The sequence below is a fragment of the Blautia sp. Sow4_E7 genome, assembly GCF_052116245.1.
GTDB lineage: Bacteria > Bacillota > Clostridia > Lachnospirales > Lachnospiraceae > Blautia_A.
The window spans coordinates 122,477-145,565 of record NZ_JBQKLL010000002.1; the positions used below are offsets into that span (position 1 = coordinate 122,477).

Sequence of the window (23,089 nt, forward strand, 5' to 3'; positions counted from 1 at the left end):
TTTCAATCAATAAAATCCACAGCCGTTGCGTTCATTTTCTTTTATGTGATACAAAGCCTTGTCCGCGTCTGTGAAAATGCTTTTTCCCGGATTCTCCCGGTCAGAAAAAGCCACTCCGACACTTAAGGATACTGCCGGGATTCCATTTTCCTCTTTGGAAAGTATTTCGTTCACATATTTGATCTTATCTTCAATGGTATATTTCAGGTCACTGGTCATTTCCACCATCACAACGGCAAACTCGTCGCCGCCGATCCTGCACACATAATCAACGCTTCGGAAAGCGGTTTTCAGCTGGCCTGCCACTTTCTTCAGGATTTCATCTCCCACAGCATGTCCATATGTATCATTTACAGATTTGAACGTATCCACGTCTACCAGGATCATGGCAAAAGGACGGTCCCCATTCTCGTAAATATCAAGGATCTTGTCAAAGGAACCTCTGTTCAGAAGATCTGTGAGGCTGTCATGCTCTGCCTCATGGCGGATCAGCTTCTGCGCCTCTTCGTTTTCTTTAAAAACCTTATTGTAGGTCTCGGCAAGATTCTGAAGCTCCTGGGCTCCGATCACAGGAAAGATCACGCCCTTTTGGATACTCTCATTGTAGCTGATCAAAGGCTTCACGATCAGCCTTCGCACGATCATACACATAGCCAGCATGAGAACTGCCAGAATGCCAACACCGATTTCCAATTTCCGGTACATATCGGAAAACATGGTCGTAGCACGTCCCTGGCTGTTTCTTGTTGTCTGGATCAGTCCATCCATGCATTTCGTCACGCCATCATTTACTTCAGTGCGGATTTTCTGGTACTCATCATCACATACGATCTGCTGTGCTTTCTTTATCTTACGCGCAGAAGTAAGCGCCTCATCTTCTGCTGTCAGGGAAGTATTCTGGATTTCTTCCGGCCAGGTTTCCGGATCTGTCTGGGATGTTTCCACCATAAGACGCATGGAATAATATTCGGTCTCCATAAGCGCAACCGAGTGAGCCTGTGCTTCCTGGAAATACAGCTCCATGTACTTTTTTCTGACCGGTCATTGCGTAGAGCCGTGTCTGTTCTGACAGATAATCAGATCCATCCTGAAGTTGTTTTGCGGCATTTTCGCAGGCGATATACTCTTCCGTGGAGCTCTTCAATTCGTTAAACTCCCTGCGTCCCATAGCTGCGATTCCTGCAAAAAGGACTGCCACGATAATGGTAATTACAAAGCTCCATGAGCTGACTTTTTGTATTTTGATCTTCTTATTCATCCTGTCACCGTCTTCCCAGTTTCCCATGCAACTGTTTCTTTTTTCCACAATTTATATTCGTCCTATAGTTTTATATTGTATCAAATAAATCTGGTTTCCACAATGGAGAATCTCAGTATTTTGCGAATTTTCACGAATTTTTCACCACTTCCGGTGTGGGTTCTGGTTCTACAGGCTGTCTTTTTCCGCAGGCTTCCTCCACGGTTAAGGTGCCTTTTGTGATGCAGCTTGTGCCGTCTACCAAAATCGATATGTCAGAATCCACGATCCTGATCTTACGCTCCAGCAGCTGTTTTTCGTACCGTTTGAACTGTGCGGCAGCCTTATTTTCCGCCTGTTTTTTGGTATAAACTGCTTTCTGGACCTTATAGGGTGTCCGCGTGATCTTTCCAAGAGAAAGAGGAAGGACAAAATTCTCTGTGATTTTCCAGGGAAATTCTTCTACAGAAGTGAGATATCTGGTCTTTTCCAAAGTGTCTGCACCCAGGATCCAGTTTCCAGCATGAAGGTACCAGCTGGTTTTGGGACTGCCATCCGAAAGCTTTTTTTCATAGGACAGGGAAAATTCCTGGTAATAAGCAATCTGGTGACGCACATAGATATCCGCATCAGCAGGAACGTATTCTGTGCGGACCAGTTCCTGGCTGTCATTTAGGATTGGCACTTTGCCAGACACCAGAATATCACCCTGTTTACAAATATCTCCTGTTTTTACCATGGGAGTGCCATTTCTGATAACCATATTCACAATTTTGCCATCCAGATTGGATACCAGATCACAGGGAGATTCTGTCTTCTGGAGATCTTCTGTCAGCGCTTCTTCCTGGATGGTAAGGAGAAGCCGGGTGCCCTGGACTCTGGCAGAGACAAAGGTGATGTCAGGATAATTTTGCCGAAGAAGAGCCGCAATCTGGGAGCAGTTTACCTTATTGCGGCTGATTCCGTGGATAATTCCCTGCTGGTCCAGAAATTCCAGAAGCTGCGGGGTGGAATTTTTTACATTTCCATCGATGTGGATGTTCCAGATGTGTCCGGAAAGCCAGAACAAAAGGACTGCGCAAAGAAGAATGCCTGTGAGAAAGCATTTGCGTCTTCTGCTTTTATATAGCAAAAATGGCAGACCCCTTTTTTCAAGGATATGGATGTGGACTCTGGTTTTTCTATGTATGGGGGTGAGTTTTCGGAAATCATTTATGGAGATGTATGCAGTTATGTTTTGTTCCAATTGACGGCATATCTTTTCCAAAGAGATCGCTCTGGCATGGCAAAGATTTAAGAAGCGCTCCAACTGGTCTCCGGAGACGCTGATCTTTAAGAAACCGTGAAGAAATTTTTCAGGGCCATCCATTCTGCGCTCGCCTCCCTTTATATTTCATTACCACACTATAAGCAGAAACACAGGGAATATCGCCTGTGAACAGGATTATGAAGCTCCTATTTTCTCTAACGCCCTGTTCTTTTCCTGTATAGCATTTATCTGCACTCCAGCATCACAGCCATAATTTTCCCTCTCACTTCCATTTCCAGGGAAGTGTACCGGAAGATTTCCAGATTTTTCCCATGAAGGATCACGCGTCCCTGGCAGGTAACTACGATCAGCTGCTCGCTGGTATAAGACAGAATACTTTTATAATTTTCGATCAGCACCTGCGTCGGACCAGTGATGGTAATGATCGGCGCTTTACAGGCCAGGTCACCGGGGAGTTCCATGGCTGTCAAAAAACGTTCTGAAATAGAGTAGTCAGAGCGTTTATCGGTCTTAGATCTTCTTTCCGGGACATGTTCTTTGCGAAATATATTTACGGACATAAAGAAAACCTCCCGGTCTTTATCTCTAGCTTATGCGGGAGGTTTTCTTTTCATTCTATATTATTCAGGCTCTGCCGTTGCTTCCTACAACCATGATCTTTGCTTTTACATACGCTTTCACTTTCTCTCGTCCTGGTTTGGCTTCACCAGAGTTGGTCCGGCTGCAATGGCGTTCTTTAAGGTCTCACCGCTGGAATCCAGAAGCACCTTTTTACCGGCAGCCTTGGCAATGACGATCATTTTTCCGTAAATATCCTTGCTGATTCCCCTGGGAAGACTTCCAGAAATGGTGATCACGTCGCTCTCCTTTATGATTTCCGGAAACTTGTCCATAAACGCCTGCTCTTCCTCAGAAGAGACCTCAAATCCAGGTTCCAGATACTGCCCGTTAAAACCGCCTACAAGACCGGTTGCCTGTACATCTGCACCGCAGATGGCGATAGCGCGTGCCACGTTCAGCCCTTTGCCTCCGGCAGTGGTGTGGCACCTTGCCACGCGCATTACCGTACCGTTTACAATGGTGTTTTCCATAAAGTAGGCTTTATCCAAAGCCGCATTCATTGTGACTGTTGTAATCATAGTTAACTCCTAATAGGGCGCCCACAAGTCTCCCAGCTTATAGATCACCGCTGCATGAAACAGGATTCCAAGCACACCAGCCCACATTTTCCCAGTAGCAAAATAGGCGATAGCACCGGTAAAGCCGGCTCCGATCATAAGAACAGAGCGGATTCCCTTGCCTGTTAGTTCTTTTACTCTGTTCATTTTTCACCCCATAAATTTATTTCAGAATTTCCAGAATTTTTTCTTCCGTCTGCTCTTCCCCAATCCCGGAGATGAACGCCATTCCCGGCACATAGGGCACTCCGAAATCCTTTTTCAGCCGTCCAGTGGTAACCACCAGGCTTGCTCCCGTCAGATGAGTCTCAATTTCCGAGATCCGTACCTGGCAGATTTCCACATCAATTCCGTTCTTCTTACATAATTCTTTTATTTTTGCCGCAGCCATTGTAGAGGTGGCAACCGCTCCGGCACAGGCAACGATCACTTTCTTTCTCATGACCTGCCCTCCTTGTCTGTTTTTTCTTCATAATACCGGATCCGCAAAGCTGCCTCTTCCGGCGTACTGCACTTCTCAAGATCAGATAAAAATTCCGGATTCCGCAGAAGATTCACCAGATGGAAAAAGGCTTTCAAATGGGTCTGGTGGTCTGCGGCACTCATACAGCAAACAAATTTCACCGGATCATTTTCTTCTGCATCAAAATTCACAGGTTCCTTCAATCGGATCAAATTCATTCCCGTCTTTTTCACGCCTTTGTCAATACCCTCATGAGGCACTGCAAAGCCTTTTACCAGCACAATGTAAGGGCCGTTTTCCTCTACATTGCGGATCATGGCCTCCACATAACAAGGCTCAATATAGCCAAGTTCCAGCAATCTCTCTGCTGATGCCCGGATTGCCTCCTGCCAGGTGACACATTCTATATCCAGCTGAATGTGGGACGCGGGCAAAAGCTGCGAAATTCCAGGGGTGTAGGGATCTTTCTCCTGGCTTCTGGTAAAATATCCGTTTACAATTTCTTCCACTTTCGGCATTAAAGTGCCTGCCTCTTCTGGAACTTTTTCATATAAAAGATCTGCCTGTCCCTCTTTCAGATTTCCTGCTTCATGGGAAGAAACAATGTCTATGATCTGAAAATGAAAGTGCTTCTTCAACTTTTCCATAAGAAGCTGGGAAGTGCCAATTCCAGCGTGACAGGCTACGATTAAGCGCAAAGAGGTTTCCTGGTTTTTCCTGCGCTCTAGTACCCCTTTATCACTTACAACCTCCTGGCAGCAACTCTCTGATTTTCATTTTTCTACAATGCTGTTCGGCATTTTATGTATATCCATTTTCGCCGATCAGATTTTCTCTTTATCAGCGAAAAAGCACCAGAGAAAACCACAGAATGGTGTTTCCGCCAAGGTTGTACTCCATGGAATGACGCTCTACCAGCTCATTTACCACCACCCCATGGCTTTCCAGACAGGGGTGCATTTTCTCTGGGAAGCGACAGGGTTTTCCTTCCAAGTAGGCGCAGTGTTCACAGAGATCACAGGATTCTGTGGACAGGGTGAAAGTCTCAAAACCTTCTCCTTTCAAGAATCCGGCTACCTCTGTAGTCAGCTCTTCATGGGCGTCCCGGGTGGCCAGCATTTCTTCCATGTTCATCAGATCGGAAACTTCTGCCACACTGGAGAAAAAGATTCCGTTTGGATACTGATGAATTTTTTTCCCACATTCTTCCAGGCTGCCCACAGCCGGGGGACAGGCCCAGGTAGTGCCATAGCGCTCGCATTCCTGCTTGCAGATGGTGCGCACACGCTCTCTCACCTCTATTTCAGCAGTATCCAGAAGACGGTATTCGTAGATGGGATACTGGGATATAAATTCTTCAAAACGACTTGTGTCTAACATGTTATTCCTCTTTCAATTACTTAGTTGCTATTTTGTGGGTTAAAAGTTGTTCAAGACGAACGCATTCGGACAATGGGTATTACTCACTCACCGGCGCAACGCTACGCTGAACTAATCGCTAACTGCGACTAAGGAGTTCCGGAGAGCCGTCACTCCTAAGTCTTCGTAAGCGCTGGATTTCATCTACGCTAGGGGCGCGCCTGAAATGGTTCGCTGGAGTAATACCCATTGCCCGAACGCTGTGTACTGGCTGAAACTTAGCACACAAAATAGTAATCATATTTAATTTACCAGATCCTGCTCTGCAAACAGACTGGATACCACTGACAAATACTCCAGCAGGTGCTGGGATTTCTTAATTTTCTTGGCGTATTTCTCGTAGTTTGTAAAATTAACTGCCATATAGCTCCACAGCTCTTTCATGCGGAACAGCAGGTTCCGCTCGCCGGAAAGCAGTTCCTGATATTCCCCAAAAAGACAGTCATGAAATTCTTTTAATTTCTTCTTATCCAGGCGGGTGCCCTCCCTGATCTCCGTTACAAGTCCAGGATTCGTGATCAGTCCCCTTCCGTACATAAAGCAGTCTGTCTCTGGAAAACGCTCTGTAATCCTTTTATAATCCGCCACTGAAAACAGGTTTCCATTATAGCAAAGGGGCATTTTCAGACGGTTCACTGCCTTTTCATAAGCTCCAAGGCGTGGCACTCCCCGATACATGTCCGTCTGGATTCTTGGGTGGATGATCAGCTCATAAATGGGATATTTTTCATAGATTGCCAGCAGATAATCCCAGTCTTCCTCGTAATGAGTTCCGATCCTGGTCTTTATGGAAATCTTCATATCCAGTTCCGAGAAAATCCGATCCAGAAACTGATCCAGCTTCTGAGGCTCTGCCAGAAATCCTGCCCCCTTTCCCTTAGCAGTAACTGTTCCTGAAGGGCAGCCAAGATTCAGATTCACTTCCTCATGTCCGTAATCCTCCTTCAGAAGCTGGGCAGTGCGGATAAAATCATCTGCATTGCAGGTCAGGATCTGGGGAACCACGTACATTCCCTCATTTCTTTCCGGCGACACCTCACAGATTTCCTGAAAGCTGAGATTCTTCTTTGGTTTCGCAGAAATAAAAGGGGTAAAATATTTATCCATTGGATGATAAAACCGGTGATAAGCCCGGCGGTATACAAAATTGGTCACGCCCTCCATAGGGGCCATGTAATCTTTCATTTAATTCCTCGCATGTCTGTTTTCATATTGAACGTAATATCTCTATTCATAACCGTTTGACTATGACAAACTAGATTATAACACAAATTCGGCTGTAGCAGTTCACAAAATCATACTTCATTTTGCAAAATGCACAGCCGAATTCTTTCTTTTGTTCGTTACTTGCCTATCAGTCTCTTAATAGACACTCACAAGCCAAAATCGACTCTTTGTTACTTCTCCTCTTCCAAAACAGAAGTACAGTGCGGACATCTTGTTGCCTCCAGAGGGATCTCGCTCTTGCAGAACGGACATACCTTAGTGGTAGGCGTCTCTTCTTCCTTCGGTGCGGAAAATTTCTCAGCTGCTTTATTCAGTGTTTTCACAATGATAAAGATGATCAGTGCCATGATCAGGAAGTTTATCACAGCTGTGATAAATTTGCCATAGTTCAAAGTGGCATCCCCTGCCAGCTTCACACTCATCTGATCAAAGTTAATCCCGCCGAAAATACCCAGGATCGGGTTGATGATGTCATCTACCAGAGATGTAACAATATTGGAAAAAGCACCGCCAATAATTACACCGACTGCCATATCCATTACATTACCACGGCTGATAAATGTCTTGAATTCTTCGAGAAACTTTTTCATTTTCTCTCTCCTCCCTTGGTTTGATATAGCCAATTATACACGTTTCTCCAATTTTAGACAATGCAATCTTAACTGGCTGATGGTATTTTTCTTCAAAATTCGCAGAAAAACAGGAATCTTCTCTTATCCTGCCGTCACTTCCAGCAAGCATTCACTCATTGTTTGTTCATGGCAATACAAATGTCTTTCCAGAAAACACATTTTTATCTTGCACTCTGTTCTAGTAATGTGATAGAATAAACAGGATTTTAGCACAAGTTTGTGAATTTGAAAGAAAGAAGGCTTACTGACGATGAACTTTTCCAAAAGACTGGATTTATTTGGAGATGAAATCTTTGCCGCATTAAACGAAAGACGGCTTGAACTTGAAAAACAGGGAAAGAAAATATACAACATGAGTGTGGGAACTCCCGATTTCCATACACCGGACCATATTAAGAAAGCGCTGATGGAAGCAGCTGCGGATGACCAGAACTGGCGTTACAGCCTCCGTGACCTGCCGGAGCTTCTGGATGCAGTCTGTGCATATTACAAGAAACGTTTTGGCGTGGAGATCACACCGGATATGGTTATGTCCGTTTACGGAAGCCAGGAAGGTATGGGACACCTTGGCATGACCTTATGTGATGAGGGGGATGTGGTTCTTCTTCCGGATCCATGCTACCCGGTTTTTGCAGCAGGAAGCAAGCTTGGCGGTGCCGTTCCCTACTACTATCCTCTTGTGGCAGAGCATGATTTCCTGCCATATGTAAAGGATATCCCGGAAGAGGTGGCACGCAAAGCACGTTACATGGTAGTCTCCCTTCCGTCCAACCCGGTAGGAAGCATCGCTACTCCTGGTCTTTATGAAGAAATTATTGCATTTGCAAAGAAATATGATATTCTCATTATCCATGATAACGCCTACAGCGACATTATCTTCGACGGTGTAGAAGGCGGAAGTTTTCTTGCAACACCTGGCGCGAAGGAAGTTGGAGTTGAATTTTTCAGCCTTTCCAAATCCTTCAATGTAACCGGTGCCAGGATCAGTTTCCTCATTGGAAATCCAGAGATCATCGCTGCTCTTAAGAAGCTTCGCAGCCAGATCGACTTCGGTATGTTCCTCCCCATCCAGAAGGCCACTATTGCAGCCCTTGAGGGACCTCTTGACAGCGTAAAAGAACAGTGCAGACAGTATCAGGCCCGCCGTGACGCTCTCTGTGACGGACTTGCCTCCATCGGCTGGGAAAAACCAAACGGAAAAGGAACCATGTTCGTATGGGCTAAGATCCCAGGGGACCGCACTGACAGCATGGCATTTTGTATGGAACTGATGGAAAAAGCAGGTGTCATCGTTACTCCAGGCGCAAGCTTTGGTCCTCACGGGGAAGGATACGTCCGCTTCGCGCTGGTACTTCCGCCTGAGAAGATCAAAGAGGCTGTGGAATCCATCCGCACAAGTGGAATCTAACTATTTTTTAGGGCGCGGCCAGACAACTCTTCACAGCAACCGCCAGGTCTTACTTTAGTGCAAATTAGAACAAAGACTCCTATGCAAGCTCCCAGATGTTAGCAATTTTTCTAACATCTGGGAGCTTTTTATGCCCAAACAAATTTATAGTGCTTTAACAAAAAGTTGCCGTTCACGGCCTTCACAGCAATAAGCTTCATGCAAGGTTGCCAATAAACAGTAACCACAAAATCTAATCACATCACTTATGATATGGCTCATGATTCATAATCCGGTAGCCTCTATAGATCTGCTCCAGCAGGATCATCTGCATCAGCTGATGGGGAAAAGTCATTCTGGAAAAGCTGAGCTTGTAATCTGCCCGTTTCAGGACAGTCTCTGAAAGCCCAAGGGATCCGCCGATTACAAAGGCAATGCTGCTCTTTCCCTGGACGCCAAGCTTTGCGATCAGATCCGACAATTCTACAGAATCCAGCATCTTTCCCTCTATGGCCAGGGCAATCACATAATCTGTATCGCGGATATGGCTAAGAAGCCGGTTGCCTTCTGTCTCCTTAATCTGGCGGTTCAGTGCATCAGAAGCCTTATCCGGGGTCTTTTCATCTGGCACCTGGATAAAGTTCAGCTTACAGTAGCGGCTAAGACGCTTGGCATATTCTGCGATTCCGTCATTTAAATATTTCTCTTTAATCTTTCCAACTGTGATAATACGAATTTCCATTTGTGATCCTTTTGTAACTATTCAGATTACTGTGCATCGCGGAGCGTGTAACTGTGAAGGTACTGAACAGTTACATCCTTCTATTACATCTCAAAGTCCATAGCCACGCGGTCGCATACATTTGGTCTTACATAAGTGTCTGCCACATGAACATGGTTCGGGTTTACCGCATAGGCAGCCAGTGCCTCAGCGCTCTCAAGCTCGGTGATCAGGCATAAATCCCTGGTGCTGGATGGAAGCAGGTCTGTGACAATCTCTGCCTTAATAAGTCCTGGAACAACGCCTACCAGTCCTTCCAGATGTTCCTTGATCTGTGCCTTTAGCTCTGGTTTCTTCTCCTCCGGAATCTCTTTTTTAAATGACCACATTACCATATGTTTTACCATTGCTTTTGTCTCCTTTTTTATAAATGTTCCTCCACATAAGTCTGGAATTCCTCCATACTCATCAATACCTTACGGGGCTTCGTGCCCTCCTCCGGACCTACTACCCCTGCATCGCACAGCTGGTCCATAATACGGGCTGCGCGGTTAAAGCCAATCTTGTACATTCTCTGCAGCATACCGATGGAGGCCTTCTCCTTCTCAATAATGAACCTTCCGGCCTGCTCGAAATAAACATCCCTCTCATTGCCTCCGGAGCTTCCTCCGGCGGTGAGAACTGCATTGTTCATCTGCTGCTCGATCTTATTGTCATAATCCGTCCGCGGATTCTTATCTGCAAGGAAGTCCACAATACTGCTGACCTCATCATCGGATACAAACGCCCCCTGCAGTCTGGCAGGCTTCTGATACCCCTGTGGATAAAACAGCATGTCTCCTTTACCAAGCAACTTCTCTGCACCGTTCATGTCCAGAATGGTTCTGGAATCCACGCCGGAAGTAACTGCAAAGGCAATACGTGACGGCATATTTGCCTTAATAAGACCGGTAATGACATTGACAGACGGTCTCTGGGTTGCAATAACCAGATGGATACCTGCCGCACGTGCCAGCTGGGCCAGACGGCAGATGGCATCCTCCACCTCTCCAGGTGCTACCATCATAAGGTCTGCAAGCTCGTCTACGATAATGACGATCTGACACATTTTCTCCGGCCGCTGCTCTCCCTCCGGGAACTTCATCTTCTCGATCTTACGGTTATACTCTTCCAGATTTCGCACCCCATACTCTGCAAAAGTATTGTAACGGTTGCTCATCTCACTTACCGCCCAGTTCAGGGCTCCTGCAGCCTTCTTCGGATCTGTGACAACCGGAATGAACAGGTGCGGGATTCCGTTATAAACGCTAAGCTCTACCACCTTCGGATCGATCATGATCAGCTTGACTTCATCCGGTTTCGCTTTATATAAAATACTGATGATCAAGGTGTTGATACAAACAGATTTACCGGAACCCGTGGAGCCTGCAATCAGAAGATGAGGCATCTTGGCAATATCTGCCACAACGGTCTTACCTTCAATATCCTTACCAGCTGCAAAAGCCAGCTTGGACTTGGCATTCATAAATTCCGGGCTCTGGATCAGATCACGGAGCATGACAGCACTGTGCTCTTTATTGGGAACCTCGATTCCTACGGCTGCCTTCCCTGGGATTGGCGCCTCAATACGGATATCCGGTGCTGCAAGATTCAGCTTAATATCATCGGAAAGTCCTACGATCTTACTTACCTTCACGCCCATTTCCGGCTGAAGCTCATATCGGGTAACCGTAGGTCCGCAGCTTACATTGGTAACCTTGGCATTCACCCCGAAATTATACAAAATCTCCTGCAGCTTCTGGGCTGTTTTTCGAAGATGGGCGTCAGAATCCCCCTGGGATTTGCCATTGCCGCGCTTCAGAAGATTTACCGGCGGATACTGGTATTCCTTCTTTACCGCAGCCTCCTGGCTATTGATCTCGTGCTGGATATTCACAATACCATTGGCAATCTCCTGCTTGGAGGATTTGGGGTTCTTTGCAGGCTGACGTGCAGGTGTCTCTTCCATGCCGGATGCTTCCTGGGTATTTACCGGCTCCTGGCTGAAAGTTCTGGCTGCACTTTTGGCCCCACTGCCCTCAGGTGCACTATTCCTGGAGGTACTTGCCATTGTCTGCATGGTCGCCATAGCCTCGTTAAAGTCTACGCCCGCATAGCTGTCTTCCGGCTCTTCCTCTGCTTCCGGTACGGCAGGATTCGTCATATAGCTATCCTCCGGGCCTTTCCCAGCAGTTTCCTCTGCATCAAAATCCGGAGTTTCCTCCCACTCAGGCTCTGAACGATGGATTGCAAACTTCATCTGCGCCTCTTCGTGAGACTCTCTGTCATCTACTTCCAGATTATTTACTGGTGATCCACTTCCGCTGTCTGTGTGATCCTCTTCCGTTTCCATCCCATTTCCAGGATTTCCCTCTTCCGGGTTCCAGGCATTCTCTGGATTCAGCGGAAATTCCTGCTCAGCGGACAGCTTCTCTTCTGTATTTCTGTCTCCAAACAAATCTGTTCCATCAAGAAATCCAGCGGAAGACTGGTTCCCAGCACCTCTTTGGCGTCTTCTTCCATTTCCAGCATCTGCCTGGTTTCTTACCCTGGCTCTGTTTCCAGATGCTGCCTTAGATTTCTTCCCTGCTTTTGGTGCGGATTTTTTTCCAAAAAGAGAAGCGCTCTCCTCTTCTGTATCCAATCCTTCTTCTGCAAGGGCTGCCTCCAACTCCTGCATTCTCTTTTCCCTGCGCTCCTGGGCTGCCATCTGGCGCTGCTGGGCTTTCAGCTGCTTCTTAAGCTCACGCTCCGGTGCGCCCTCCTGATAAAGAGCCTGCTGGCCTTTCACCGCTTCTAAGATCCGGTCATAAAGCTTATATAAAAATCCCAGAAAAGAATGCTGGGTGATCAGGATCAGGCATACCAGGATCACAAGTACAATGATCACATATGCCCCAATGGTTCCAAATGCGGAAATCGTGGAAATACAGATGGCACCGCCAATGGCACCGCCTCCTGTGCGGTATTCGGAACTGATTTTATAATATTCTGCAATGGTGGTACTCTCTGCATACCCCTCTGTAAAAAGCTGGGCCAGGCCGCAGAATACCAGAAACAAAACTGCAGCTGCTGCAGTTTTTTTATAGGCAAGCACATTTCCTTTATTGGAAATTAAAAAGGCTGACATGATAAAAAGAACAATCGGGAAGACATAAGCCATCAGTCCCATAACACCCATTAGTACCTTGCTGATGCTTCCGCCCACACTTCCCCCAAGGCCAATACAGCTGACCATCAGGATAATAGAAGCTGCCATCAGCACCAGAAGGATGATCTCTGTCTGAAAGCCACTGGATATGGACTGCTTTCCTGCTGTATTTTTCTTGGTGGAAGTCCGTCCGGAGGTTTTCTTCTTCCCGGATGTACGTCCTTTTGTTGTTGATTTCTTCGGCGTATTAGACGCTGCCATTTAAAAGCTCCCCCTTCATCAGGCAAAAATTGTAACGGTAAATATCCCTGCCAAAACCGTTACGCAAAATTACTAATAAGCGCTATGGCTCCTGCCACGAAGCAATAAAATGCGAAATAGCGCAGTTTCGCATGCTGTACGATCTGAAGAAGGAAACGGATCATAAAGTATCCAACTACTCCCGCTACGATCATTCCAAGAATATAAGTAAACCCAAGAGACACGGTCATCTTCGGCGTGGTAAACTGCGAAACCTCCAGAAACAGGGATCCCAGAATTGCAGGGATACTGATCAGATAAGAATATTTCACTGCAAATTTCCTGCTGAAGCCGCATAAAAGTCCGGCACATATGGTCATTCCACATCTGGAGATTCCTGGAAATACAGAAATTCCCTGACAGATCCCAACCCACATGGCATTGTCATATGTAACGTCTCTCGGTGTCTTGATCCCGCCAATATTACTGAGATCTGTCACCAGAAGGAACACTCCGGTCACAAGAATACATGCTCCTGGAAGCAGCGGTGAAATAGCTGCCCTGGTCACAAGTCTTCTGCAAATATACCCAAGCATTGCAGTAGGGATAAACGAAACTGCCATAATCGCTGTAAATTTACGATAGGTACCATGTACCACTCTGGCATAATGAAGGTTCTCTCCTGTCCTACGATTGTGGAAATAAATATTCGCATTGCCGACCAGATCCATGATCATGCCAAGAAGTTCCTCTCCGATCCTGCGGATATCATTCCAGAATGCAAAGAAAATGGCCACCAATGTACCCACATGAAGAAGCACTTCGAAAAGAACTGCTGTATTGCGGGTGATCCCCATTGCATTCTCTATCGCTGCCAGATGTCCGAAACTGCTCACAGGAAGAAACTCCGTAATTCCCTGAACAATTCCCAATAAGATTGCCTGTAAAACTGACATAATAAATATTTCCTTTTCTTTTTTAGGCTAAGGCAGACCGTAAAAGCCCACCAAGCGAATCCATTATATCATAAAACAGGAGAAGATACAACTTTTATTCGAACGACTGTTTCCCTGCTAAACGCAAAATCCCCGCCTGTGATTTCAAATCGGAAATCCCAGACGGGGAAACACATTCTATCTTACTTTTTCGTAAAACAGGATTTTATTATTTTGCGTATTTGCTCTTAATATACTCGTCGATACCGCGGGCACCTGCTTTACCTGCTCCCATAGCAAGGATAACAGTTGCAGCACCTGTAACAGCATCTCCACCAGCATATACACCCTCTTTGGAGGTCTTACCAAACTCTTCGTCAGCGATGATACATTTTCTCTTATTTACATCAAGACCGATGGTTGTGGAAGAGATCAGCGGGTTCGGGCTTGTACCAAGGGACATGATAACAGTATCAACGTCGATGGTAAACTCAGAACCAGGAATCTCAACAGGACGTCTTCTTCCGGAAGCATCCGGCTCGCCAAGCTCCATACGGATACATTTGATACCGGTTACCCAGTCTTTGTCATCTGTAAGGATCTCAACCGGATTGCAGAGAAGATCAAACTGTACGCCCTCTTCTTTAGCGTGATGAACTTCCTCTTTACGTGCAGGAAGCTCTGCCTCAGAACGACGATAGATGATATGTACTTCTGCGCCAAGACGAAGTGCAGTTCTTGCAGCGTCCATGGCAACGTTACCACCACCTACAACAGCAACTTTCTTGCCGTGTGCGATCGGGGTATCATAATCCTCGCGGAATGCTTTCATAAGGTTGTTACGTGTCAGGTACTCGTTAGCGGAGAATACGCCGTTTGCCTGCTCTCCCGGGATTCCCATGAACATAGGAAGTCCGGCACCGGATCCGATAAATACAGCCTCGAAGCCCTCATCCTTCAGGAGCTCATCGATTGTTACAGATTTACCAATGATAACGTTGGTCTCGATCTTAACGCCAAGAGATTTTACATTCTCAACCTCTGCAGCAACTACTTTGTCTTTTGGAAGACGGAATTCCGGAATACCATAAACAAGAACTCCACCTGCTTTGTGAAGAGCCTCGAAGATTGTTACATCATAACCCATCTTTGCAAGATCTCCGGCACAGGTAAGTCCGGAAGGACCGGAACCAATAACAGCAACCTTGTGTCCGTTCTTCTGTGCAGCCGGAACTGGTTTGATACCATTCTCCTTAGCCCAGTCAGCAACGAAACGCTCCAGTTTACCGATTGAAACAGCCTCACCTTTCATGCCGCGGATACATTTACCCTCGCACTGTGTCTCCTGAGGACATACACGTCCGCAGACAGCCGGAAGAGCACTGGACTCGCCGATGATCTGGTAAGCTTTCTCAAAGTTTCCTTCTTTTACTTCATGAACGAAGCCTGGGATATTGATAGATACCGGGCATCCTTCCATACATTTTGCTTTCTTACAACCAAGGCAGCGGTTTGCTTCTTCCATTGCCTCTTCTTTATTATAACCAAGGCAAACCTCTTCAAAGTTAGTCGCACGTACCTTAGGAGCCTGCTCTCTGACTGGTACTTTCTTTAATACATCTGCCATTATTTGTCACCTCCACACTGTCCGCATCCGCCGTGATGGGTATCGCCTTCCTGAAGCTTCAGAAGAGCACGTCCCTCTTCGGTCTTGTACATCTGCTGTCTCTTCATGGCAAGATCGAAGTCAACTTTATGTCCATCAAATTCCGGTCCATCAACGCAGGCAAATTTAACTTCGCCGCCAACCATCAAACGACAGGCACCGCACATACCGGTTCCGTCCACCATGATCGGGTTCATGCTGACAACTGTAGGAATGTTCAGTTCTTTTGTTAACAGGCAGACAAATTTCATCATGATCATAGGTCCGATTGCAACGCAGAGATCATACTCTTTGCCCTGGTTCTGTACAAGGTCACGAAGTACGTCTGTACCCATACCTTTACGTACATAAGAACCATCATCTGTAGTAACATACAGATTACATACTTCTTTCATCTTGTCCTCAAGAATAAGGAGATCCTTTGTCTTGGCACCAACGATTGCATCAGCAGTAATGCCGTGCTCATGAAGCCATTTTACCTGAGGATATACAGGAGCTGTTCCAACACCACCTGCTACGAAAACAATTTTTTTCTTCTTAAGCTCTTCAATGTCCTCGTGGCAAAGCTCAGATGGCTGTCCCAGCGGTCCAACGAAGTCTTCGAAATAATCGCCTGCTTTCAGCTCGGACATCTTGGTTGTAGAAGCACCAGCCGGCTGGAAAACGATTGTTACAGTACCTTTCTCTGCATCATAATCGCAGATTGTAAGCGGAATTCTCTCTCCTACTTCGTCCATCTTTACGATGACGAACTGGCCAGGCAGACAATGCTTAGCCACACGAGGAGCTTCCACATCCATAAGAAAAACATTTGCAGAAAGTTTCTCTGCGTTGAGTATCTTATACATAGTTCCCTCCTGAAGTACTATATTTGTCACTGCTCACTCCACGGGCAGCGGCCTATATTTAACCGTCACTTCATGTATATGTCCGCTGTATGGACACTTGTGTCGGTCATATCCTATAACACTATAGCACAAAAAAGTGGGTTAGTAAAATGAAATTCTCCTATTTTTCTTATATTTTTCCAAAAAATGTATAAATTATTATTTTTCAGGGATTTTGTTTTTCTCTTCGCTTATCAATTCATATAATTTTCCAAGGGCTTCCTTCATTCCGCCCACTTCATCGATCAATCCTTCCTTTACAGCTTCCGGGCCTTCTAACAGGGTTCCCACATCCTTTACCAGCTGTGTGGTATCCAGCATCAGTTCTTCCAGTCGTTCCTGGGAAGTATGGGAATGGTTGGAAATGAAGGTAGTGATCCGGTCCTGGATCTTCTCCATGTTGCGGTAGGACTGGGCAACTCCGATAAACATGCCGTTTGTGCGCACTGGGTGAATCACCATGGTGGCGCTTGGGACAACAAAGGAATAGTCTGCGGAAACAGCCATGGGAACACCAATGGAATGACCGCCGCCAAGGACCAGGGAAACAGTTGGCACGCTCAAAGACGCGATCATTTCCGCAATGGCAAGGCCGGCTTCCACATCACCGCCCACTGTGTTTAACAAAACCAGAAGTCCGTCCACAGATTCGTCGTCTTCGATCATGGCAAGCTTGGGCAGAACATGCTCATATTTTGTGGTCTTACTGTTGGATGGCGCTGACTCGTGGCCTTCCACTTCGCCTATGATGGTCAGAAGCTCCACCTTATATTTATTGGCATTCTCATTTAAAGTAATCTGCCCCATATCGAGAATCTGCTTATTTTGCTGTTCTTCTTTTTCCAAAGCTTCTTTTTTTCCGCTTTCTGTCTGATTTTCCCTAATTGAGTCATTATCTGTTTTTTTTTCTATTTTCTGCATAAAAATACCTCCACACAATCGTATGGAGGTATTATCTGCAAATCTAATAAAATTATTCTCTACAGGTTTCAGGCAGGTAAAAAATTACTCGTCCCAGTTATGCCATACATCTGTTACATCATCATCGTCATCCAGAAGGTCAAGGATTCTCTGGATATCCTTAAGAGACTTCTCATCTGTCAGCTCTACAGTGGTCTGCGGAATCATGGCAACCTGTGCCTCAAGGAGCGGAACACCTGCTGCCTCAAGAGCCTCACGTACTGCACTGAAATCGTCTGGAGCTGTGAGAACCTCATAGCTGTCCTCTTCCTCGTTGAAATCCTCAGCACCTGCATCAAGAGCAGTCATCATCAGGTCGTCAGCATCCATCTCGCACTCTTCCTTGTCGATGATAATCTGGCCCTTCTGATCGAACATGTAGGATACACATCCCTGTGTTCCAATGCTTCCGTTACCCTTTGTGAAAGCGTTTCTTACGTTGCTGGCTGTACGGTTCTTGTTGTCAGTCAGAGTCTCAACAATGATGGCAACACCGTTCGGGCCATATCCTTCGTATACAGCCTTCTCATAACTGTCAGCAGAATCAGCGCCTGCAGCTTTCTTAATACCACGCTCGATGGTATCGTTTGGCATGTTGTTTGCTTTCGCTTTGGCGATAACATCACGAAGCTTACCGTTGTTGCTTGGGTCTGGACCGCCAGCCTTAACAGCCATTACGATCTCACGGCCAATGATGGTAAAGATCTTACCTTTTTTAGCGTCGTTTTTTTCTTTCTTGTGCTTTATGTTTGCGAATTTTGAATGTCCTGACATTTCTTATCCTCTCCTTTTGGTTCTTTTTTTATCTTTTCGGCCCGTACCTTTCCAATGGTTTTATTGCCAAGGGAAAGAATTCTGAAACGATAGCCGTTTACAACAATTTCTTTATCCAAATCATCTTCCGTAGGAATATGTCCCAGAAGATTGGTCAGATAACCATTTAAGGTCTCAAATTCCACTTTACCGAAATCAATGTCAAGCTCCTCCGATACATCCTCCAGATACGCCAGTGCATCAATGATCACACTGTTGTCCTTCTGGGTACGGAAGGTACTGTCATCTTCATCGTATTCATCCAGAATATCGCCTACGATCTCCTCCAGAATGTCCTCCATGGAAACAATTCCTGAAGTCTGGCCATATTCGTCAACCACCACAGCCATATGGATCTTCTTCATCTGCATGGATTTGAAAAGATCGCTGATCCCTCTTGTCTCCGGGATAAACGAAGCTTCTCGGATCAATCCCGGCAAATCCTTAAGGGGCTTGAACTTCGCCCAGGAATTTCTGGTAAGGAATTTCAAAGCATCCTTATAGTGGATGATTCCCACTATATTATCAATGGTCTCCCGGTACACCGGATAGCGGGAATTTCCCTCCTCCAGCATGGTATCCACAATGGTCTGAAGATTGTCCTCCTCGTCGAATGCGATCACATTCTTGCGGTGAGTCATAATGTCCTTGGCTTCTGTGTCCGTGAACTCCATAATGTTCTGGATCATCTCGGCTTCATTTTCCTCGATCACACCCTGCTCGTGGGCTTCATCTACAATGGAAATGATCTCTTCCTCTGTCACCGGATCCTCCGCCTGGTTAAAGGCAACACCAAAAGGTCTTGCCGCCAGCTTGGCGATAAAGGTAACACACATGGTAAAAGGATACAGGATCCTGGTAAAAAATCCCACAACCTTCATATACCGATATGCATATTTCTCCGGGTGATAGGTTCCGATCCTCCTGAACGTAAGAATACCAAGAGACGCAAGCAGAATGATCACCAGCGCGAGCACCAGGATCAAAGCCGCCAAATGCTTTATGTAGGGATGAAAGGTCTCGGTAGCCCATGGAACGATAAATGCTCCGAAGCAGACTCCGGAAGCCATAACAATCAGCGGAATCGCATTGACAAAGGAAACAGGATTGTTGATCAGAGATAACAGATAGATCGCTTTCTTATCTCCCTCCTGGGCCCGTTTCTCCACTTCGTTCCCGCTCAGATTGTGCACTGCAGCTGAAAAGCCATAAAAAATACCGTTCAGCCACAAAAGCAATAATAAAATGACAAAGCCCGCCAGGGGCATACTACTGCCAGCTTCCATATATTAAACCTTTGTTCCTCCTAAAGAGTCGGGCTGCCGTCAGAATTTCCACAGCAGCACGAACGTGCAAATGCGGCAGTAATTGCCGCTGAGACTTAACAACTATATCACTAAAGTTTCTTTTCGTCAAGAGAATGTAAGCTCCAGGCTGATTTCAAGGGCATGGTTCACCTTGTCAAGCATAGGGCCGTCCAGATGGCATACCTTATCTTTTAATCTTCTCTTGTCAATGGTGCGAAGCTGTTCTAACAAAATCACAGAATCTTTTTCGATCCCGTAAGCAGATGCATCGATTTCAATGTGGGTTGGCAGCTTCGCCTTGTTCATTTTGGATGTGATGGCTGCACAGATCACAGTGGGGCTGTGCCTGTTGCCTACATCATTCTGAATAATAAGTACCGGGCGGATGCCTCCCTGCTCGCTTCCCACCACGGGCCGAAGATCCGCATAAAAAATATCCCCTCTTTTAATTACCACACAATTCACACTCCGTTTTGCTTTCACTTTGTTCCTGTTCAAGTTCTGACCAGCAACTTCATTTTTTCACTTCTGAAAATAAGTATTTCCAACTTTTTTCATGTGTATACATGTGTGGTACTTTACTGTAAAAATCCTGACTGTTATTTTCGCAAACGCTGTCAGCGGATCACAGCCGACGGGTATTTATCATTCCCGGAATCTGCACGCTCCACTTTGCCAAAAGCCTTTTCGAGCATAGACCAATCGGTTCTCATTCAAAATGAGTCAGCTCGCCGCACTCTTTTCCATCTCTGATATAAACTCTTGGTACACGTTTGTTAATATCACATACAAACTCATAGGAAAAGCGTCCGGATAAATCGCCCAGGGTATCTGCGCTGATCACCTCATCCCCATCTTTTCCAAGAAGTATTACCCCATCTCCGGCTTTTACCTCCGGGATCTCTGTTACATCCACCATAAACTGATCCATGCAGACTCTTCCGCAGATCGGTGCTTTCTTTCCATGGATCAGTACCCAGCCTTTATTGGAAAGCATTCTGGGGTATCCATCTGCATAACCTACCGGAATAGTCGCCATCCTGGTCACATGGTCTGTGGTGTAGGTGCCGCCGTAGCTGACCTGTGTTCCTGGTTCCACATCTTTTACATAGGAAACATGGCTTTTCAGGGACATAACTGGCTGCAGCTTCACAATATCCCTCTCCACTTCCTCAGAAGGGTAAATTCCATAAATGGTGATCCCGGCGCGCACAATGTTCAGGTTTGCCTCCGGCACGCGGATGATCCCGGCGCTGTTGGAGCAGTGATGAAGAGGGATCTGGATGCCATTCTTTTCCAGGAGCTCTGCAAAATCCAGGTATCTTTTCAGCTGTACCATAGCCGGAGCCCGGTCATATTCATCTGCCCTTGCAAAATGGGTAAACAAGCCTTCGATCTCCACATTGGGAAGCGCTGCGATCCTGCGGATATCCTCCAGGCTTTCTTCGCTGTCTTTAAATCCGATCCTGGTCATACCTGTGTCAGCAGCAATGTGGATCAGGCCCTTTTTGCCTGCCTTGGCAGCGGCCTCATCATACTTCTTCGCGGTCTCATAGTCACAGACTGCCATGCGCACCTCATTTTCCACAAGCTCTTCATAGTACTCTTCAAAAACAAGCCCCAGGATCAGGATCGGTCTTGTGATCCCGGCTCTTCTAAGCTGCAGGGCCTCCTGAGCCGTAGCTGTGGCAAAGCCCCAGACATAATCCAGTTCCTCAAGCATTCTGGAAATGGGCACAGCACCGTGTCCATATGCGTCTGCTTTGATTACAGCAATGATCTTTGTTCCCTCTTTTATGTTCTTTTTCATCTGTTCAAAATTGTACAGGACCGCGTCAAGAGAAATCAACGCCTTGATTCTGCTGTATTTTCCCATAATATTTTCCTCGATTTTTATTCTAAATTTTCTGCCAGCTTTAATACTTCCGGAAGTGCTTCGATCATATCTTTCGCCGTCATACTGTGAGTTTCTTTTTTCTCTCTGGCAATATCACCGCAAAGACCGTGAATATACACCGCCAGCGCTGTTTTATAAGAAATATCCCTGTTCTCCCCACTGCTTAAATACATGCAAAGAACTGCTGCGATCATACCAGACAGAACGTCTCCGCTTCCAGCCGTTGCCATTCCGCAGTTGCCGGAAAGATTCAGGTACAAACTGCCATCTCCATCTGCCACAGTGGTACAGGCATCTTTTAATACACAGACACAGCCTGTTTTCTTGGCAAACTCCCAGGCACTGGCCGCGGGGTCTGCTTTTAGTTCGGAAATTGTCCTGCCGGTAAGCCGGCTCATTTCTCCCATGTGAGGGGTAAGAATGGTCTGCTGGTTCAGCGATTCCATCCACTGGGGATTCATAGCCAGAAGGTTCAGGCCATCTGCATCCAGTATAACAGGTTTTCCTGCTTTTGTCCCGTTTTTCAGAAACCAGAGCAATCTTTCTTTTCCACTGCTTTCGGTGCCAAGTCCCGGACCGATCACCAGCACATCACACCAGTTTAAGTTTTTCTCATTGGACGCTTCGTCAAATTCACAGCTCACCATAGCTTCTGGAAGAAGGCTCTGCAGCGGGATCCGGTTCTCTTCCACAGTCTGGATCTTTACCATACCAGCTCCCCCGTGAAGTGCTGCGCTGGCGCTTAAATAAGCGGCGCCGCACATGCCTTTCGAGCCCGCGACCAAAAGTATTTTTCCAAAGGTTCCTTTATTTCCCCAGGCAGGTCTTGCAGGAAGTGTTTCCACATCCCTTTTCTCCAGATGCCAGGCTGCCTGATCTGCAAGTTCACTGCCATCACGATCCCGGTCATAGATCCCGATGTCCGCCACCAGGATCCTGCCAGCGTATGCTCTGCCAGGGAAAAAGCACAGCCCCCGTTTCCGGTATGCAAAGGTTACCGTCAGATCTGCCTGAAAAGCAATTCCAAGAACTGCTCCCGTATCTCCGTGAATGCCAGACGGAATATCCACCGCCACTTTATAGGCTCTGGTCTGATTCATACTGTGGATGATTTCCTTATAAGTTCCGGAAATCTCCCTGGACAACCCAACGCCGAAAATCCCGTCTACTATAACAGTATATTCATCCCATACCGGGTTATTCGTTGCGGGAACGCCATAGTTCCTGGCAATTTCCCACTGGTGTCTGGTTTCTTCGGTCATTTTGTCCGGATTTCCTGCAAGATAGATTTCGGAATGTATCCCGGCAAGATGAAGAAGCCTTGCAATGGCAATCCCGTCACCGCCGTTATTGCCGGAGCCACAGACGGCCAGTATCCGCTCTTTTTCTAAGTTTCCAGGACTGTTTTTCTTTTCCAGATACTTCCGGATCTCTTCTGCCGTGGCAAGCGCCGCCCTCTCCATAAGAACCAGGGAGGGAACATGCATATTATGAATAGTACCATAGTCAAGAAGCTTCATCTGACTGCAGGTCACAACTTTTTTCATAAAACCACTCCTAACATTAGAATAACTTTTGGGCTCCGGTTGCAGTTCACTCTCTGCCCATTAACCGCTAAAGCCATTTTCAAACACGCTCTAATGCAAAACTGCCGCCCGGT

Annotated in this window: 24 protein-coding genes; 1 reads left to right on the forward strand and 23 read right to left on the reverse strand. The window is 46.4% G+C overall.

The genetic code is table 11. The features are described from left to right. Window positions 1-6: 6 nt before the first annotated feature. From ACTQ50_RS02155 to mscL, 11 genes are all read right to left on the reverse strand, one after another. Window positions 7-978, reverse strand: a complete 972-nt coding sequence (locus ACTQ50_RS02155) for a GGDEF domain-containing protein (protein WP_441482780.1) — start codon at window positions 976-978, stop codon at window positions 7-9. Then, window positions 872-1,306: a hypothetical protein gene (locus tag ACTQ50_RS02160; RefSeq protein ID WP_441482781.1), complete on the reverse strand. Its 435-nt coding sequence runs from the start codon at window positions 1,304-1,306 to the stop codon at window positions 872-874. Before ACTQ50_RS02160 ends, ACTQ50_RS02155 begins: the two co-directional genes overlap by 107 nt. An 82-nt stretch (window positions 1,307-1,388) precedes the next feature. Further along, on the reverse strand, window positions 1,389-2,606 hold the full coding sequence (locus ACTQ50_RS02165; protein ID WP_441482782.1) for a sporulation protein YqfD: 1,218 nt from the start codon (window positions 2,604-2,606) through the stop codon (window positions 1,389-1,391). 125 nt (window positions 2,607-2,731) lie between these two features. Then, a complete protein-coding gene (locus ACTQ50_RS02170) occupies window positions 2,732-3,067 on the reverse strand; it encodes a YabP/YqfC family sporulation protein (RefSeq protein ID WP_441482783.1) in 336 nt (111 codons plus the stop codon). A gap of 117 nt (window positions 3,068-3,184) precedes the next feature. Continuing rightward, window positions 3,185-3,646, reverse strand: a complete 462-nt coding sequence (locus tag ACTQ50_RS02175; protein WP_441482784.1) for a 1-phosphofructokinase family hexose kinase — start codon at window positions 3,644-3,646, stop codon at window positions 3,185-3,187. A gap of 9 nt (window positions 3,647-3,655) precedes the next feature. Beyond that, complete coding sequence (locus ACTQ50_RS02180; RefSeq protein ID WP_441482785.1) at window positions 3,656-3,832, reverse strand: hypothetical protein; 177 nt, start codon at window positions 3,830-3,832, stop codon at window positions 3,656-3,658. Between the two features lie 16 nt (window positions 3,833-3,848). Continuing rightward, a complete protein-coding gene (gene gatB, locus ACTQ50_RS02185) occupies window positions 3,849-4,127 on the reverse strand; it encodes a PTS galactitol transporter subunit IIB (RefSeq protein ID WP_441482786.1) in 279 nt (92 codons plus the stop codon). Then, window positions 4,124-4,846, reverse strand: coding sequence for a PTS sugar transporter subunit IIA (locus ACTQ50_RS02190; RefSeq protein WP_441482787.1), 723 nt, complete (start codon window positions 4,844-4,846; stop codon window positions 4,124-4,126). The genes gatB and ACTQ50_RS02190 overlap by 4 nt, the downstream gene beginning before the upstream one ends. A 142-nt stretch (window positions 4,847-4,988) precedes the next feature. Continuing rightward, window positions 4,989-5,528 (reverse strand): DUF2284 domain-containing protein, encoded by a 540-nt coding sequence (locus ACTQ50_RS02195; protein WP_441482788.1) that lies wholly within the window; start codon window positions 5,526-5,528, stop codon window positions 4,989-4,991. 282 nt (window positions 5,529-5,810) lie between these two features. Next, window positions 5,811-6,752, reverse strand: coding sequence for a tRNA dihydrouridine synthase (locus tag ACTQ50_RS02200; RefSeq protein ID WP_441482789.1), 942 nt, complete (start codon window positions 6,750-6,752; stop codon window positions 5,811-5,813). Window positions 6,753-6,964: 212 nt separating this feature from the next. Further along, window positions 6,965-7,384: a large conductance mechanosensitive channel protein MscL gene (mscL, locus tag ACTQ50_RS02205; protein ID WP_441482790.1), complete on the reverse strand. Its 420-nt coding sequence runs from the start codon at window positions 7,382-7,384 to the stop codon at window positions 6,965-6,967. 292 nt (window positions 7,385-7,676) lie between these two features. Between mscL and ACTQ50_RS02210 the strand changes: the two genes are divergently transcribed. Continuing rightward, window positions 7,677-8,834, forward strand: coding sequence for a pyridoxal phosphate-dependent aminotransferase (locus ACTQ50_RS02210; protein WP_441482791.1), 1,158 nt, complete (start codon window positions 7,677-7,679; stop codon window positions 8,832-8,834). Between the two features lie 241 nt (window positions 8,835-9,075). On the opposite strand, the gene rlmH is transcribed toward ACTQ50_RS02210, so the two are convergent. The 12 genes from rlmH to ACTQ50_RS02270 form a co-directional block, all read right to left on the reverse strand. Then, window positions 9,076-9,555 (reverse strand): 23S rRNA (pseudouridine(1915)-N(3))-methyltransferase RlmH, encoded by a 480-nt coding sequence (gene rlmH / locus ACTQ50_RS02215; protein ID WP_441482792.1) that lies wholly within the window; start codon window positions 9,553-9,555, stop codon window positions 9,076-9,078. A gap of 83 nt (window positions 9,556-9,638) precedes the next feature. Further along, window positions 9,639-9,941 (reverse strand): Dabb family protein, encoded by a 303-nt coding sequence (locus tag ACTQ50_RS02220; RefSeq protein ID WP_441482793.1) that lies wholly within the window; start codon window positions 9,939-9,941, stop codon window positions 9,639-9,641. A gap of 17 nt (window positions 9,942-9,958) precedes the next feature. Further along, window positions 9,959-12,985 (reverse strand): DNA translocase FtsK 4TM domain-containing protein, encoded by a 3,027-nt coding sequence (locus ACTQ50_RS02225; RefSeq protein WP_441482794.1) that lies wholly within the window; start codon window positions 12,983-12,985, stop codon window positions 9,959-9,961. Window positions 12,986-13,044: 59 nt separating this feature from the next. Next, window positions 13,045-13,920, reverse strand: coding sequence for an undecaprenyl-diphosphate phosphatase (locus ACTQ50_RS02230; RefSeq protein ID WP_441482795.1), 876 nt, complete (start codon window positions 13,918-13,920; stop codon window positions 13,045-13,047). A gap of 208 nt (window positions 13,921-14,128) precedes the next feature. Beyond that, window positions 14,129-15,526, reverse strand: coding sequence for an NADPH-dependent glutamate synthase (gltA, locus tag ACTQ50_RS02235; RefSeq protein ID WP_226818773.1), 1,398 nt, complete (start codon window positions 15,524-15,526; stop codon window positions 14,129-14,131). Continuing rightward, window positions 15,526-16,413 (reverse strand): sulfide/dihydroorotate dehydrogenase-like FAD/NAD-binding protein, encoded by an 888-nt coding sequence (locus tag ACTQ50_RS02240; RefSeq protein ID WP_195587320.1) that lies wholly within the window; start codon window positions 16,411-16,413, stop codon window positions 15,526-15,528. Before ACTQ50_RS02240 ends, gltA begins: the two co-directional genes overlap by 1 nt. Window positions 16,414-16,611: 198 nt before the next feature. After that, on the reverse strand, window positions 16,612-17,259 hold the full coding sequence (locus tag ACTQ50_RS02245) for a ClpP family protease (RefSeq protein WP_441482868.1): 648 nt from the start codon (window positions 17,257-17,259) through the stop codon (window positions 16,612-16,614). A 198-nt stretch (window positions 17,260-17,457) separates the two neighbouring features. Further along, window positions 17,458-18,186, reverse strand: coding sequence for a YebC/PmpR family DNA-binding transcriptional regulator (locus ACTQ50_RS02250; RefSeq protein ID WP_441482796.1), 729 nt, complete (start codon window positions 18,184-18,186; stop codon window positions 17,458-17,460). Further along, on the reverse strand, window positions 18,156-19,511 hold the full coding sequence (locus ACTQ50_RS02255; RefSeq protein ID WP_441482797.1) for a hemolysin family protein: 1,356 nt from the start codon (window positions 19,509-19,511) through the stop codon (window positions 18,156-18,158). Before ACTQ50_RS02255 ends, ACTQ50_RS02250 begins: the two co-directional genes overlap by 31 nt. A 126-nt stretch (window positions 19,512-19,637) precedes the next feature. Further along, window positions 19,638-19,988, reverse strand: coding sequence for a type II toxin-antitoxin system PemK/MazF family toxin (locus ACTQ50_RS02260; protein ID WP_021926628.1), 351 nt, complete (start codon window positions 19,986-19,988; stop codon window positions 19,638-19,640). Between the two features lie 253 nt (window positions 19,989-20,241). Continuing rightward, window positions 20,242-21,408 carry an alanine racemase gene (gene alr / locus ACTQ50_RS02265; RefSeq protein ID WP_441482798.1) on the reverse strand — a complete coding sequence of 389 codons (1,167 nt, stop codon included), beginning with the start codon at window positions 21,406-21,408 and terminating at the stop codon, window positions 20,242-20,244. A gap of 17 nt (window positions 21,409-21,425) precedes the next feature. Beyond that, complete coding sequence (locus ACTQ50_RS02270) at window positions 21,426-22,976, reverse strand: NAD(P)H-hydrate dehydratase (protein WP_441482799.1); 1,551 nt, start codon at window positions 22,974-22,976, stop codon at window positions 21,426-21,428. Window positions 22,977-23,089: the final 113 nt, after the last annotated feature.

Coding starts and splice junctions, on each gene's coding strand:
- ACTQ50_RS02230 (WP_441482795.1), bottom strand. CDS start 13,920: ATGTCAGTTTTACAGGCAATCTTATTGGGAATTGTTCAGGGAATTACG.
- ACTQ50_RS02245 (WP_441482868.1), bottom strand. CDS start 17,259: ATGGGGCAGATTACTTTAAATGAGAATGCCAATAAATATAAGGTGGAG.
- ACTQ50_RS02155 (WP_441482780.1), bottom strand. CDS start 978: ATGGAGACCGAATATTATTCCATGCGTCTTATGGTGGAAACATCCCAG.
- alr (WP_441482798.1), bottom strand. CDS start 21,408: ATGGGAAAATACAGCAGAATCAAGGCGTTGATTTCTCTTGACGCGGTC.
- ACTQ50_RS02255 (WP_441482797.1), bottom strand. CDS start 19,511: ATGGAAGCTGGCAGTAGTATGCCCCTGGCGGGCTTTGTCATTTTATTA.
- mscL (WP_441482790.1), bottom strand. CDS start 7,384: ATGAAAAAGTTTCTCGAAGAATTCAAGACATTTATCAGCCGTGGTAAT.
- ACTQ50_RS02220 (WP_441482793.1), bottom strand. CDS start 9,941: ATGGTAAAACATATGGTAATGTGGTCATTTAAAAAAGAGATTCCGGAG.
- ACTQ50_RS02165 (WP_441482782.1), bottom strand. CDS start 2,606: ATGGATGGCCCTGAAAAATTTCTTCACGGTTTCTTAAAGATCAGCGTC.
- ACTQ50_RS02195 (WP_441482788.1), bottom strand. CDS start 5,528: ATGTTAGACACAAGTCGTTTTGAAGAATTTATATCCCAGTATCCCATC.
- ACTQ50_RS02180 (WP_441482785.1), bottom strand. CDS start 3,832: ATGAACAGAGTAAAAGAACTAACAGGCAAGGGAATCCGCTCTGTTCTT.
- gatB (WP_441482786.1), bottom strand. CDS start 4,127: ATGAGAAAGAAAGTGATCGTTGCCTGTGCCGGAGCGGTTGCCACCTCT.
- ACTQ50_RS02170 (WP_441482783.1), bottom strand. CDS start 3,067: ATGTCCGTAAATATATTTCGCAAAGAACATGTCCCGGAAAGAAGATCT.
- ACTQ50_RS02200 (WP_441482789.1), bottom strand. CDS start 6,752: ATGAAAGATTACATGGCCCCTATGGAGGGCGTGACCAATTTTGTATAC.
- rlmH (WP_441482792.1), bottom strand. CDS start 9,555: ATGGAAATTCGTATTATCACAGTTGGAAAGATTAAAGAGAAATATTTA.
- ACTQ50_RS02250 (WP_441482796.1), bottom strand. CDS start 18,186: ATGTCAGGACATTCAAAATTCGCAAACATAAAGCACAAGAAAGAAAAA.
- ACTQ50_RS02175 (WP_441482784.1), bottom strand. CDS start 3,646: ATGATTACAACAGTCACAATGAATGCGGCTTTGGATAAAGCCTACTTT.
- ACTQ50_RS02210 (WP_441482791.1), top strand. CDS start 7,677: ATGAACTTTTCCAAAAGACTGGATTTATTTGGAGATGAAATCTTTGCC.
- ACTQ50_RS02240 (WP_195587320.1), bottom strand. CDS start 16,413: ATGTATAAGATACTCAACGCAGAGAAACTTTCTGCAAATGTTTTTCTT.
- gltA (WP_226818773.1), bottom strand. CDS start 15,526: ATGGCAGATGTATTAAAGAAAGTACCAGTCAGAGAGCAGGCTCCTAAG.
- ACTQ50_RS02225 (WP_441482794.1), bottom strand. CDS start 12,985: ATGGCAGCGTCTAATACGCCGAAGAAATCAACAACAAAAGGACGTACA.
- ACTQ50_RS02270 (WP_441482799.1), bottom strand. CDS start 22,976: ATGAAAAAAGTTGTGACCTGCAGTCAGATGAAGCTTCTTGACTATGGT.